We start from the raw sequence: 13,746 nt of genomic DNA on the forward strand, positions 1-13,746 counted from the left end.
CTGAAGCCCGGTTTACGTCTGATCTTTTCAATGCAACGGTGTGTTTGCCTCTGGAATAGAATCTGTAGTCTGACATTCAGTGAGCTCGCGGTCAGTAGAGTGAATGTCTGTTATATCGGGCAGGCAGTGATTTGCAAAACGGTTTTGGTAAAGCGTGAGGCACGATACAGATTTCGTGCTGGTTAAACTAACCGCACGTCATCTTCTGGCAGATTCCGTGCGATACAGGCGACAACATTCCACGCGATGAGAGTGAGCCCGGCTGTTAAATCACGTCCAGTCCCAGATTCTCCCGCAGCGTGGCAAACTCATACTCCTCACGAAACAGCCCGCGACGGCGCAGTTCCGGGATCACCCGTTCCACAAACAGATCGAGCTGTTCCGGCATGATGGCGGGCATGATGTTGAAGCCATCCGCACCGCCCTGCTCCAGCCACAGCTGGAAATCATCGGCGATATCTTCAGCCGTACCGACAATCACGCGGTGTCCGCGCGAACCGGCGGCGACGGCGGCCAGTTCGCGCAGCGTCAGGTTTTCGCGTTTTGCCATATCGGTCATCAGCTTAACGCGGCTCTGGTTCCCTTCGCCCAGCGGCACCTCCGGCACCGGGCCATCCAGCGGATACTGACTGAGATCCATGCTGAACCGCAGTGAGAGCTGACGCAGCCCATTATCAATATCTACCAGCGTATTCAGCGCTTTCCACAGCGCCTTAGCGTCTTCGCGCGTGCGGCCAATAATCGGCATGACGCCAGGCATGATCACCACCTGATCCGGGTTACGTCCGGCAGCCACCACCTGCGCCTTCTGCGCACGATAGAAGGATTGCGCTTCCTCCAGACTGGCAGAGGCGGTAAAGATCACTTCCGCCGTCTCCGCCGCCAGCTTCTGACCATCCGCCGATGAACCCGCTTCGATAATCACCGGACGGCCCTGCGGCGAACGGGTGATATTCAGTGGACCCTGCACCTGAAAATGTTCACCCTGATGATTAATCGGCTGGATCTTCTCATCAACAAAATAGTTTCCGGTCGCTTTATCCGGCTGCACGGCGCCCTCTTCCCAGCCCGCCCACAGTTTACAGGCTACCTCAAGGAATTCACGCGCACGGGCGTAGCGTGAAGCATGATCGGGCATGTCGCTGCGGCTGAAGTTACGTGCAACGTCTGTGGAAAACGAGGTGACGACGTTCCACGCGGCACGGCCCCGGCTGATGTGATCCAGCGATGAGAAGCTGCGCGCCAGCGTAAAGGGATCGCTGAAAGTGGTGGAGGCGGTCGCGGCCAGGCCAATGTGCCGGGTATTGACTGCCAGCGCCGCCAGCATCGTCAGGGGTTCAAGACGGGCCATGGTGGACGGCAGACGATACATGCTGGTTGCCAGGGCATCACCCACAAAAAAGAGGTCGAACTTACCCGCTTCGGCTTTTTTCGCCAGGGTAATCAGCCAGTCAATATCGGTGGGATCGCCCAGTTGTTCGGTCAGACGCCAGCCACTGACGTGCTGACCCACAGGTTGAACAAACAGGCCGAGCCGCAGGCGACGTGGTGAAGTAGCAGAGTTCATAAACGATTCCTGGTCTGAAAGATGAAAAAGCGCGCCGCAGCGCGCTTAAAGAAGGGTGTCGGTCGCCAGCAGGGCCTGTTCCAGCGTGCTGGCAGAGACGGTAAACGGCAGGCGTTCTGCGCAGGCTTTGGGAAATTTAATCTGCTGCGCAATGTTACCCAGCGCGGTCTCACGATCGCCCGGCAATGCAGGAAGCTTTAGTGGCATGCCGTAATAGCGCAGCAGCGCTAGCAGTTCTGCATCCGGCTCCCCGCCATGCTCAATCAGCGACTGCACCAGCAGGCTGAAGCCCACTTTTTCGCCGTGCAGCCAGTGATGGAGTTCCGGCTGGTGGGTCAGACGATTATGGATGGCATGCGCCAGCCCTGCCGTCGGCAGCGCGTCGCGCACGCTGTTCGCCAGCCCGGCCAGCACGATACTGGAATCGATGACTTTGACCAGTTCGGGTGTAACCCGCTGCTGCTGGCAGGCGGCTATCGCGGCCTCGCCATATTGCTGAAACACATCTGCCGCCTGCCGCGCGGTCATCACCTTTAAATCCAGCGCCAGATCGTCGGGGTTATGCCGCTGGTAAGGGCGGAATTCGTAATATTTTGCCAGCGCATCCACAATGCCCGCTTTCAGATAGCGCACGTCGCTTCGGGCAATGACCTCGCTATCCACCAGCAACAGTTCCGGCATTTTGCCCAGAGGCTGGCTGCGCAGATGCCCACCCGCCTCGTTATAGATGATGGCAATCGGTGACCAGGCGGCACAGGTCGCTGCCTGAGTAGCAAAGTTAACCAGCGTAAGTGCCGGTAACTGGCTGGCGGCGGCTTTAGCGGCATCCAGCACCCGTCCACCGCCAATCGCCAGCAGTAACTCTGCGCCCTGCTGTTCGGTTTGCTGTTTTACGCGGGCAATCGCCTCTTCAGTACATTCACCCGCTAAATAATCCAGCTGCCAGTGAATGCCCGATGCCTCAAGACTCTGGCTTAATTCCGGATTAACCGCCTGCCACGCGTGCGGCGAGGTCAATATCCGGATATGGCTGGCGTAGGGTTTAATAAACTCACCGACGCGTGCACGCAGGCCCGCCTCATGTGCATAAGCTCGCGGAGAAGTAATCGCTAACACAGCGGCATCCTGATTATAAGAATTAGGCCAAAAAGGCTTTAATTACATTTATTTATTAACGAGAGGGTAGTGTTATTTCTTTTTTTAAATACTACGACAACCAGCAATTTAAGCAATTGAAAACCGGCCATTGTTTATTCACAAATCTGCATGAGGTTAGTTATTTTTCACATATAGCGACCCGGCTTTTTACTGTTAACCTGCGCCTCTGGCTGAATTAATTAACTGCTTATCAGGCAGTGTTCCGGGAAAGAATATGCAACTCGATTTTCGTCAGGTCAGAGAAGATGAAACAGATGTTTATCTGGCGCTGATGCATGCGGCCTATGCGCCGGTGAAAGCGCTGGGCATTAAGTTTGATGCCGCCACCGCAGACCGTGCTATGGCTCTGCGCCACCTGCAGAGCCATGGGGTGTATGCGCTCTATGCTGATGAGAAGATGGTCTCGTCAGTGACCGTCCGCTATCCCTGGGGGCCGCTGCCCGGCCCGTTTGGTCTGCCGCATATTGGCTGGTTCGGCGCGCACCCTGACTATCCCGGCCAGCAGTTTGGTCGTCAGGTGCTGGAACGGGTCGAACAGGCGATTCTGATCGATCAGCTGCGTGCTCCTGCGGTCTCGCTGGGAACCGCCACCAGTCACCCCTGGCTGCAGGCGATGTACCTGAAGCGCGGCTTCCTGCCAATGCATACCCGCGACCTCGGCAAGGGTCATATCACCCTCTATATGAAGAAAGTACTGGACCCGGTGGCACACGATGCCTGGCTGAGCCGCCAGACAGCAGCACAAGGAAACCCACAATGAGCATCACTATCCCCCCGACATTAGGCGAACCGCTGATCGCCTTCCGTCACGAACTGCACCAGTTTCCGGAGCTGTCGAATCAGGAGTTTGAGACCACGCGCCGACTGCGCGATCAGCTGGAACAGCATCAGATACGCATTCTCGACCTGCCGCTGAAAACCGGCCTGGTGGCGGAAATCGGGGCGTCAGCGAGGCCGCTGATTGTACTGCGGGCCGATATCGACGCGCTGCCGATTGAAGAGCAGTCTGGCGTCAGCTATCGCTCGCAGCGTCCGGGTGTGATGCACGCCTGCGGTCATGATTTTCACAGCGCAGCGGCACTGGGCGCGGCGATCCTGTTAAAGCAGCAGGAAGCGAACCTGCCAGGCCGGGTACGGATTCTGTTTCAGGCCGCAGAAGAGACCGGCCAGGGCGCGCCAGAGGTGATTGCCAGCGGCGCATTAACTGACGCGCTGACGATTTTCGGTATCCACAACGATCCTTCACTGCCTGCTGGCGTCATCGGTTCCAGAGCCGGGCCGCTCACTGCCGCCGTCGACCGTTTTGAAATTGCGATTACCGGTATCGGCAGCCATGCCGCCAAACCCGATCAGGGCAACGATCCGATTGTCATCGCGGCACAGATTGTCTCGGCGGCGCAGACGCTGATCAGCCGCAATGCCCCTTCTGCCGATAACGCGGTGGTCTCTATCACCCAGATCCACAGCGGCAGCACCTGGAACGTCATCCCGGATAGTGCATGGCTGGAGGGCACGGTGCGCTCGTTTTCATCATCCACCCGCCAGCGTCTTGAGCAGCGCTTCCGGGCGATTGTGGCGGGCATCGCGACAGCCTTTGATGCGCAGGTGAGCTTTACCTGGCACGCCGGGCCGCCATCGGTAGTAAACAATGCGCACTGGGCGGACTTTGCTTTGCAGCAGGCTGAGAACAGCGGACTGGAAGCACGCGTGGTCGAGGCAAGTCCGATTGGTGAAGATTTTGCTTTCTATCAGCAACAGTTGCCTGGTGCCTTTATGATGGTGGGCACCGGTGAACCCTATGCGCTGCATCACCCTGCTTTTCGTATCAATGATGAGGTGCTGCTGCCAACGGCGCGCTATCTGGCCGACCTGGCACAGGCGGCACTCCTTTCTCCGGAGCGACCACAATGAGCCTGACTGCCGCGCTGGCGGATGCGATTCTCAGCGGCCAGCCGGATGCCCCTGCACGTGAGCATGCGCGCGAAGGCATCCGGGATTTTCTGGCGGTGAGCTGGCCAGTGCTGCAGGGCACCGTACCGGATAGCGGCTTACCGGCTCTGCGCACCCTCTACAGCGATGGCAGCGTGCGTTCACAGGCGCTGCTGCTGGGCTATGCAGGACATGCGCTGGACTACGACGACTTTCATGCCGATTTTCGCGGTCATCCCAGCGTCGTGATCCTGCCTGCACTTTTCGCCTGGCAACGGGTTCAGCCCAGAAGCCTGGAGCATTTTCTGGATGCTTACGTCACGGGGGTAGAGATGGCCGGTCGTCTGGGGCTGGCGGTCAGCCAGCAACATTACGCACTGGGCTATCACAACACGGCGACGCTGGGGACCCTTGCGGCGGCGGCAGCGCTGGCGCGTCTGCTGGAGATGAAGAGTGATGCCACGGCCACCCTGCTGGGCATTGCGGCGACCCAAGCCAGCGGTTTACGCGCCCAGTTTGGTTCGACGGTAAAACCGCTGCACGCGGGCTTTGCCGCAGAACGGGCCGTGACAGCGGCTCAGCTGACCCTGGCCGGAATCAATGGCCGCCAGCAGGGGGTTATTGAAGCCTTTGTTGCCGCCAGCAGCGCGGACCAGGCACAGCCGGAGAAATTACTGGAAAACTGGGGCAGCCCGTGGCGGATCAGCACGCCGGGACTGGAATTCAAACCCTTCCCGACCTGCGCCGGTACGCATAGTGCGGCAGAAGCGGCCCGCATCCTGCGCCAGCAGTGGCTGGCGGCGGGTAAACCGCTGGATGCGCTGCTGAGCCAGATTGTTGATATCACCGTCGCCTTCCCGCCTGGCGGTGACATCGCCGCCTCGATACGGGTGCCGGTTAACGGTATTGAAGCGCGCTTCAGCCTGGAATATGTGATTGCCGCCATGCTGATTTATGGCGATCTGCGCCTGCAGGATTTTGCGGAAGGCGATCTCAATCATCAGGTTATGCCGCTGGCCGCCCGCGTACGTCGCACGCCGGATCAGAGTGCGCCGCCCGATGCGCTCAATCCCGCTCTGCGCTTTCACGTCGTTACGCTGACGCTTGCGGATGGCACAGCACTGCATCAGCGCCGTACGCGCCAGCAATCGCTGGCGGAGGGCGTGAATGTCAGCAGTAAGCTTCATCAGGCGCTGGGTGACGCGTCGCCAGAACTGCTTGCAGCCACTGCGCTGCATTCCACGGCAGAATTGCAGATGCTGACCGGGGCGCTGACCTGATAGTGGCTTAGCGCGGCGGAACGAAGGCCTGAACCGGCGTAACCTCACCGGCAAATTTCCGCACCTGCACTACCGTAATCTGGCCGCTGCAGCCCTGCGTCAGCGACGAAGTGCCGATATCCATGGTCAGCACATTGGGATTACCGTGGCGGCATAACGGACGGGCGGCAGTGGGCTCGACCGGATCGTACCAGGCACCGGTTGACAGCTGAACTACGCCAGGCATGATGGTGTCCGTGAGACGCGCGCTGGCGAGCACATGGCCGCGCGCGTTAAAGAGTTCGATGATGTCGCCATCCGCGATCGCCTGTGCTGCCGCATCGTCCCGGTTCAGGCTACAGACTTCGCGTCCGTCCCGCTTGCTGCGCTGGCTGTAATCACCAAAATCGAGCTGGCTGTGCAGACGCGTCGCGGGCTGATTGGCAATCAGCCAGAACGGATAGTCGGCGCTGGGTGTTTGCTGCGGTTCACGCCATACCGGATGGCCGGGGCAATTTTCATAGCCAAAGCTGGCGATAGTAGCGGAGAAAATCTCAATTTTTCCGCCTGGCGTCGGCAGTGGCGCGGCGTCGGGGTCGGCCCGAAACGCATTGATCATCCGGCCACCATCCTTTAACTGCGGCAGCGCCAGCACACCCTCCTGCCAGAACTGACTGAAATCGGGTGTCTGCACCTGATGAGCGGCCAGTTTTTCCTGCAGCTGGCCGTAAAGATGCTGCAACCAGCCACGCGCATCACGCCCTTCGCTGAATGCCGCTTCCCTGCCCAGCCGCCGGGCCAGGTCACGAAAAATCGTATAATCATCCCGGGCTTCGGCGTAAGGCGCAGCCACCGGCTGCATGGCGATTAAATGGCGATCGGTCGGCGCACCGCCGATATCCTCACGTTCCAGCGTCATGGTAGCGGGCAGGACAATATCCGCATGACGCGCCGTGGCGGTCCAGGCGCTTTCATGCACGATCAGCGTATCCAGCTGGCAGAAAGCCTGACGCAGCCGCGCCAGATCCTGATGATGGTGGAACGGATTGCCTCCCGCCCAGTAAGCCAGACGGATATGGGGATAGGTCAGCTGGCGGCCATTGTAGTCAAACTTTGTGCCGGGATTGAGCAGCATGTCGGCGATACGCGCCACCGGAATAAAGCGGTCAATGCCATTTTTACCCTGCGGCAGGGCCGGAAAGCTGACCAGATTATGATGCTTGCCATAATGGCCCAGCGCACCCAGTGCATACGTATATCCACCGCCGGGCAGCCCTGGCTGTCCGAGCGCCGCCGCCAGCACCAGGCCGAGCCACACCGGCTGTTCGCCATGCTCGGCACGCTGCAAAGCATGAGCCACGGTCACCAGTACCCGCTTACCGTGCAACTGCCGTGCAAACTGACCGATCAGATCGCTGCTGACGCCGCAGATCCCAGCGGCCCAGTGCGCGTCACGGACTACGCCATCCTCTTCACCGCGAATGTAAGCGACCATCTGTGGCCAGCCGACACAGTAACGCGCCAGAAACGCCTCATCGGTTAACGCTTCCGCAATCAGCACCGCCAGCAGACCCAGCATAAACGCCGCATCCGTGCCGGGCCGCAGCGCCAGCCACTCGCCCTGCGCCTCTTCAGGCAGATCGCTTTTCAGCGGGCTCACTGAGATAAACCGGGTACCGCGCTGTGCCGCTCGCTGCATAAAACCGCGCTCGGTGTGTTCGCTCAGGCCGCCGCTGGCCACCTGCGCATTTTTCAGCGCCAGGCCGCCAAACGCCAGCACCACCTCGCTGTGCGCGGCGATTTCCTCCCAGCTCACGCCGCGTCGGGCGATCTCGTTCATGTCACCGACAATGTGTGGCAGCAGGACAGATGCCGCGCCGGAACTGTAGCTGTTGACCGAACGGACATAACCGCCCAGCGTGGTGTTCAGAAATCGGTGCACCTGGCTTTGCGCATGATGAAAACGGCCTGCGCTTGACCAGCCGTACGATCCGCCAAAGATGCCTTGCGGGCCGTATGCTTCACCAACCCGCTTGAGTTCCTGCGCCACCCGCTGACTGGCCTCTTCCCAGCTGACCGCGACATACTCATCAGCACCACGACGCTGATCCGGGCCTGGCCCGTTTTCCAGCCAGCCACGCCGTATCATCGGCTGCGCGACGCGCGCCGGATGATTGAGTGCATGACGGAAGTTTTGCAATAGCGGGCTGGGATCGGGATCGCGGTGGAACGGCTCAATCAGCAGTTGATCGTCCCTGTGCTGGACGTGAAAAGCGCCCCAGTGGGCGCTGTGCATTACCGGTTTCTGGGTCATGCTGATTCCTGATTACAGAAAAAAACAGTGCCTAAAGCACCGTTGCAATAAAGTTTCTGACACGTCCGTTGTCCGGATCGTCAAGGACCTGCTGCGTCGGGCCCGCTGCCACAATTCTGCCGCTCTCCATAAACACGATGTTGTCGGCAACCTCGCGGGCAAAGCCGATCTCATGCGTGACTACCACCATGGTGATACCGGAGTGCGCCAGTTGCTTAATCACCTGCAGCACTTCCCCCACCAGCTCCGGATCAAGTGCCGAGGTCGGTTCATCAAACAGCATGACGCCGGGATCCATCGCCAGCGCGCGGGCAATGGCCACCCGCTGCTGCTGACCACCGGAGAGGTTCTGCGGCCACTCATCTTCGCGGCCAGACAGCCCCACCTGCTTCAGCAGCGCCAGCGCTTTGGTCGTGGCCTGATGACGGCTCTGCTTTTTTACCCGCATCAGTGCATCCGTAATGTTCTGCAGCACGGTGCGGTGCGGAAACAGGTTGAACTGCTGAAACACCATGCCTATTTCCGCCCGCTGGCGGGCAATGGCACTGCTGCTGAGTTCGTGCAGCGCATGGCCTTTTTGCCGGTATCCCACCATCTGGCCGCCGATGCGGATCGTACCGCCATCCAGCTTTTCAAGATGATTAATACAGCGCAGCAGCGTGGATTTACCGGAACCCGATGGCCCCAGGATTACGGTCACCGATCCGGCAGGAATATCGAGATTAACCTCGTCGAGAATGGTGACACCGGAGAAGCGCTTGGTGACTTTGCGCAGTGCGATTGCTTCAGCCATTGCTCACGCTCCTTTGCGTTTTCGGCAGCGAAAAGCGCGGTAGTGATGACAGCAGGCTGCGCTTTTCTCGCCGCGTCACACCGCGACCAAAATAGCGTTCGACATAGTACTGGCCGACAGAGAGCACGGAGGTCATCAGCAGATACCACAAGGTTGCGACCAGCAGCAGCGGGATCACTTCATAGGTGCGCTGATAAATAATCTGCGCCGAAAACAGCACATCCTGCAGAGAGATCACCGACACCACTGCGGTGGTTTTCAGCTGGCCGATAATCTCATTGCCCGCTGGCGGCATAATGGCGCGCATCGCCTGCGGTAAAACGGTGTGACGGAAAATCTGCGCCGGGCGATATCCCAGGGCGCGAGCCGCTTCAATCTGTCCATTGCCCACGCTCTGGATACCAGCGCGTACGATTTCTGCGGCATAGGCAGACTGATGCATCACCAGCGCGATCACCGCCGCGCTAAACGGACTCACCAGCGCATTGGACTGCGCGCTCCAGAGTTCGCCCAATCCGGGCATCGACAGCGCGATGCGGGGATAGAGCGCGGCGATGTTGTACCAGAGAAACAGCTGCACCAGCATCGGCACACCGCGGAAAAACCAGGTGTACGCCCAGCTCACCGCTACCAGCACCGGGTTAGAAGAGAGGCGCATCAGCGCCAGCACCGTGCCAAAAGCGAATCCCAGCACCACCGAGATGGCCGTGAGCTGCAGCGTCATTAACACACCCTGCAGAATGGAGGGCGCAGTGAAGTTCTCTGCAATCACCTGCCATTCAAAGCGCGGATTGTTAATCATCGAATGCGCCATCGCCACCACGCATAACAGCACCACCAGCGCACTCAGCCAGCGTCCGTAGTAGCGTTTACCGACGATTTTCAGGTCGTCGGTGTGGTCCGGAGTTTCTCTCATTTAAAGATCTCTTCGTTGCGTCGGGCTTCGGTCACGGCACCAAAACCGATTCCCCAGTTATCGAGGATTTTCCGGTAGCTGCCATCTTTGATTAACGAATTCAGTGCCGCCTGTACGGCTGGCTCCAGCGGCGAGTCTTTCGGGAACGCGACAGAGACCGGTGCATCATTCACGGTGATTTCACCGCTCATGGTCAGCGGTTTGATCACTTTGGTCTGCCACAACAGCCCTTCATAAGGACCGAGGAACAAGGGAACACGACCGCTGACCACGGCCTGCACGCCCGCCGGACGATCCGGGAATATCGCTACCTTGATCGGTTGTTTACCGGCGGCTTCACAGGCTTTGCTGGCCTCTTCCAGCCGCGTCACCTGAGTCGTACCAGAGCCAGCGCCCACCTCTTTGCCACACACATCGCTGAGGGATTTGAAGGGGGCGATATCAGCGTCTTTGCGGGAAATAATGCCCAGCAGGCTGGCGTTGTAGTAACCGACAAAGTCGATCTGTTTCAGGCGGGTCGGTGTAGCATTGATGTTTGACAGCGCCACGTCGTAACGTCCGGTCTTCAGGCCAGGAATAATATTGTCGAAGCCGCCGGTGTCGCGCCACTGAACGGTGATGCCCAGACGCTCACCAACCGCATTCATGATGTCGATTTCCCGACCAGCCAGCGTTTTGTTGTCTTCTTTATAGAAGGTGGTGGGCGGCGTATTCGGGTTAGTACCCGCCACAATATAGCCACGCTTAAGGATATCCGCGGGTATCAGGCTTTTCAGCGCCGGATCGGCTTTGACATGTAAGCTGCTTTCAGCAGGCACTGAAGGTTCGGCTGCAAAACTGGCGTGCGCACTAAGCGCGAGGGCAAAAAGGGTCATTCCTTTTATATATTTCACTGGAACCTTTCTCCTGATAGTTAAAATGTTCCCCCCAGAGGGAAAAGTTATCGCGATCTGTTGTCAGCACCGGAAGCCAGAGAAGCAGCGGGCTTCAGTGCTTTTATCATCCTCGTAACGTTCTGTTGTCATTCTCAGTGAAGACCGACGGCGATCACAAATGCTAAAACCGGGATTATTTAGCCGGAATATGGCAATGGAGAGCTTTCTCCGCTTTTTAATCGGGGAGTGAGATGTTGCAGAGCAAGAAGATGGGGCAGGTCTGCAGGCGCTGGCGAAATAATAGTAATTTCCGCAGCGGTTCGTTAACGGCCGAACAACCTCAGAAAGTGTCATTTTATTGATAAGTTTATCTTTAAAATTGCTGGAATGTTTTCAGGCTAATTTTCATCAGTCATTTAATTGATCAAAATCAATAAATATTTATTCAGGTAGTGTAAAGACTCTTTACCACAACTTAATTATTTTAATTATATACATTAATCAATAATTTAAATTAAAAATATATCACTTAGCAGACAGATAATTACATCGTAAAACAATGGAGCTCTAATTAATAAGGATACTGAATAAATAATAAATAGCCTTAAAGTATTATCAGAAGCTGACGATAAAAAGATCAGGATTGAATTATTTGAATTTCTTTTGTCTGCTTTTGAATCTCAATAAAGGTGAACCTCATGGGCCTTGCTCAACGCATTTCCAGTATTAAAATCGGGAAAAAACTTGGCGTCGGTTTTGTCGTCGTCATCGCGGCGTCTCTCGCCATAACCTTTATCGCTTTTGACTGTTTCCGCAGTATTAAAGACAACTCTGCACGCCGCACGACAACCGTGGAAATGGTGAATACGTTAAGCAAGGCACGTCTTAATCGCACGCTTTACCAGTACACCAAAAATCCTGAATTTGCCGCGAAGAACGTTCAGGCACTTAAGGAGCTGGATACCCTTTATCAACGACTGAGTGGATTTAAGTGGGATGATGAAGGTCAGCAGAAAATCACGCTGATGGGCCAGTTACTTAATGATTATCAGAGTCAGCGCCAGAAGTTTGTGGCATCTGCGGAGGTAACATCTGCCGCCTTTGCTGCCATTAAACCGGGCGCGCTGATCGGTCTGGCTCATCAGTCTGAATTACTCGATATGGCTGTGGCACCCGACGCCGCGCTGCCGGTCATGAAACTGGCCGCCGCGCTGTTTGATGCCGCAAATATTGAAAAAGCGTTTCTTGATAAGCCCACAGCAGCCAGCAGAGATGCGGTTATTGAGGAGTACACCGCCATCAACACGCTGAGTGAGCAACTGGACAGTTTTAATCAGCCAGCGATCAATGCCGTTACGCAAAATGTCATCACGACCCTTGCGCAGCAGCGTCAGGCTTTGACGCAGTATGTTGATGCTTCAGAGAAAGAAAAGAGCGAATCTTCGGGCCTGACAACCACCGCAGAGCGGCTCAATGCGACGGTGTCCGATACTTTTGTCTTCCAGTCCCAGCAATCTGCTGAATTTATCAAACAGGCAGAGTGGCGCATCGCCTTTGCTGCACTGATCTGTGTCGTCCTGAGCCTGCTGATCGCCTGGCGGATTACCCGCAACATTACGCTGCCATTGAAAGAGACGCTGAATGCAGCGCAGCGTATTGCCAGCGGTGATTTAACTACCTCACTGAACTCCACCCGGGGTGATGAGCTGGGCCAGCTGATGCAGTCCGTCGATGCGATGAATCTCAGCCTGCAGAATATCATTACCAATGTGCGCGATGGCGTCAGCAGCGTGGCGCGTGCCTCGGCGGAGATTGCAGCAGGTAATACCGACCTTTCCTCCCGCACCGAACAGCAGTCTGCCGCCGTGGTTCAGACGGCTGCCAGCATGGAAGAGCTCTCATCTACGGTGAAACAGAATGCGGAAAATGCTCACCATGCCAGCCAGCTGGCAACCGATGCGTCGGTAAATGCCGGACGCGGTGGTGAGATTATCCGTGACGTTATCGTTACCATGAATAACATCAGCCAGAGTTCAGGCAAAATCGGCGAAATCATTCACGTCATCAACAGCATCTCCTTCCAGACCAATATTCTGGCATTAAATGCCGCGGTTGAAGCGGCTCGCGCCGGTGAACAGGGTCGCGGCTTTGCGGTGGTGGCCGGGGAAGTCAGAAACCTGGCCCAGCGCAGTTCGCTGGCTGCCAAAGAGATTGAAACGCTGATTCGCGAATCACTGGATCGGGTTCATGATGGTTCGGAGTTTGTGGAACGCGCAGGCAGCACCATGGATGATATCGTTCGCTCGGTCAGTCAGGTTAAGGACATCATGGGCGAGATTGCTGCCGCATCCGACGAGCAGAATCGCGGTATTTCCCAGATTGCGACAGCAATGGCCGAAATGGATACCACCACGCAGCAGAACGCCGCGCTGGTTGAAGAGTCTTCTGCCGCAGCCAGTTCTCTGGAAGCGCAGGCAGACGAGCTGGAAAAAACGGTGGCGGTATTCCGCTTATCAGACGGGCAAAACGGTACCAGCCGGACAGCACATGCACTGGCACCGCGTTTAGTGCCTGCGATGCCGGTTAAAGCATCAGCAGAATCCAGCTGGGAAAGCTTCTGATACACCGCGCTGCTTTTATATAAGCGTCATGCTGATACAGCCAGCCTGATTTAATGAGGCTGGCTGAAGTAGACATTCGCCACAGACAAGGCATCAGAGTAATCACAGAAAAAGCAGGTGCGGGAGCATATTCGCCCGGGTCTGTTATTGTTTCGGGTCCGGCAGGGTTGTGGCTTAGAAGGCTTTTAAGATGGGTATCAAATCGCGGTGGCAGGAGAAGTGTCGTCCATGACAGTTTCTCCGGCCGGTATACGCTTTCGCGCAACCGATGAGGTCGTCCGCTTCGTCGTTTTCCGGCCGGAGCCGGACTACGT

10 protein-coding genes are annotated in these 13,746 nt (G+C 57.1%); 4 read left to right on the top strand and 6 right to left on the bottom strand.

What is annotated here, in order from left to right; genetic code table 11:
- Positions 1-265 precede the first annotated feature (265 nt).
- Positions 266-1,567, bottom strand: a complete 1,302-nt coding sequence (locus tag AC6I8E_RS11860) for an LLM class flavin-dependent oxidoreductase (protein ID WP_497824012.1) — start codon at positions 1,565-1,567, stop codon at positions 266-268.
- 45 nt (positions 1,568-1,612) lie between these two features.
- Complete coding sequence (locus AC6I8E_RS11865) at positions 1,613-2,683, bottom strand: iron-containing alcohol dehydrogenase family protein (protein ID WP_497824013.1); 1,071 nt, start codon at positions 2,681-2,683, stop codon at positions 1,613-1,615.
- A 256-nt stretch (positions 2,684-2,939) separates the two neighbouring features.
- Between AC6I8E_RS11865 and AC6I8E_RS11870 the strand changes: the two genes are divergently transcribed.
- Genes AC6I8E_RS11870 through AC6I8E_RS11880 form a run of 3 tightly spaced genes read left to right on the top strand, consistent with a single transcriptional unit; the run spans position 2,940 to position 5,934 of the window.
- Positions 2,940-3,485, top strand: coding sequence for a GNAT family N-acetyltransferase (locus AC6I8E_RS11870; protein WP_095706951.1), 546 nt, complete (start codon positions 2,940-2,942; stop codon positions 3,483-3,485).
- Entirely contained in the window at positions 3,482-4,636 is a 1,155-nt protein-coding gene (locus AC6I8E_RS11875; protein ID WP_497824014.1) for an amidohydrolase, read from the top strand. The genes AC6I8E_RS11870 and AC6I8E_RS11875 overlap by 4 nt, the downstream gene beginning before the upstream one ends.
- Positions 4,633-5,934, top strand: coding sequence for an MmgE/PrpD family protein (locus AC6I8E_RS11880; protein ID WP_497824015.1), 1,302 nt, complete (start codon positions 4,633-4,635; stop codon positions 5,932-5,934). The genes AC6I8E_RS11875 and AC6I8E_RS11880 overlap by 4 nt, the downstream gene beginning before the upstream one ends.
- A gap of 7 nt (positions 5,935-5,941) precedes the next feature.
- Here AC6I8E_RS11880 and AC6I8E_RS11885 read toward each other — a convergent pair whose 3' ends face one another.
- The 4 genes from AC6I8E_RS11885 to AC6I8E_RS11900 are packed head-to-tail and all read right to left on the bottom strand — an operon-like array spanning position 5,942 to position 10,829.
- Entirely contained in the window at positions 5,942-8,227 is a 2,286-nt protein-coding gene (locus AC6I8E_RS11885; protein WP_497824016.1) for a molybdopterin-dependent oxidoreductase, read from the bottom strand.
- A 31-nt stretch (positions 8,228-8,258) separates the two neighbouring features.
- The gene (locus AC6I8E_RS11890; RefSeq protein WP_497824017.1) at positions 8,259-9,020 is read right to left on the bottom strand and encodes an amino acid ABC transporter ATP-binding protein; all 762 of its coding nucleotides are present in this window, start codon (positions 9,018-9,020) and stop codon (positions 8,259-8,261) included.
- A complete protein-coding gene (locus tag AC6I8E_RS11895; protein ID WP_497824018.1) occupies positions 9,013-9,936 on the bottom strand; it encodes an amino acid ABC transporter permease in 924 nt (307 codons plus the stop codon). Before AC6I8E_RS11895 ends, AC6I8E_RS11890 begins: the two co-directional genes overlap by 8 nt.
- Positions 9,933-10,829: an ABC transporter substrate-binding protein gene (locus AC6I8E_RS11900; RefSeq protein WP_107319895.1), complete on the bottom strand. Its 897-nt coding sequence runs from the start codon at positions 10,827-10,829 to the stop codon at positions 9,933-9,935. The genes AC6I8E_RS11895 and AC6I8E_RS11900 overlap by 4 nt, the downstream gene beginning before the upstream one ends.
- Before the next feature lie 680 nt (positions 10,830-11,509).
- Here AC6I8E_RS11900 and AC6I8E_RS11905 point away from each other — a divergent pair.
- On the top strand, positions 11,510-13,432 hold the full coding sequence (locus AC6I8E_RS11905) for a methyl-accepting chemotaxis protein (protein WP_497824019.1): 1,923 nt from the start codon (positions 11,510-11,512) through the stop codon (positions 13,430-13,432).
- The last annotated feature ends 314 nt before the right edge of the window (positions 13,433-13,746 follow it).

It is taken from the genome of Pantoea sp. X-Soil-YNGN-785 (assembly GCF_059730585.1).

Coding starts and splice junctions, on each gene's coding strand:
- AC6I8E_RS11860 (WP_497824012.1), bottom strand. CDS start 1,567: ATGAACTCTGCTACTTCACCACGTCGCCTGCGGCTCGGCCTGTTTGTT.
- AC6I8E_RS11870 (WP_095706951.1), top strand. CDS start 2,940: ATGCAACTCGATTTTCGTCAGGTCAGAGAAGATGAAACAGATGTTTAT.
- AC6I8E_RS11875 (WP_497824014.1), top strand. CDS start 3,482: ATGAGCATCACTATCCCCCCGACATTAGGCGAACCGCTGATCGCCTTC.
- AC6I8E_RS11880 (WP_497824015.1), top strand. CDS start 4,633: ATGAGCCTGACTGCCGCGCTGGCGGATGCGATTCTCAGCGGCCAGCCG.
- AC6I8E_RS11885 (WP_497824016.1), bottom strand. CDS start 8,227: ATGACCCAGAAACCGGTAATGCACAGCGCCCACTGGGGCGCTTTTCAC.
- AC6I8E_RS11890 (WP_497824017.1), bottom strand. CDS start 9,020: ATGGCTGAAGCAATCGCACTGCGCAAAGTCACCAAGCGCTTCTCCGGT.
- AC6I8E_RS11895 (WP_497824018.1), bottom strand. CDS start 9,936: ATGAGAGAAACTCCGGACCACACCGACGACCTGAAAATCGTCGGTAAA.
- AC6I8E_RS11905 (WP_497824019.1), top strand. CDS start 11,510: ATGGGCCTTGCTCAACGCATTTCCAGTATTAAAATCGGGAAAAAACTT.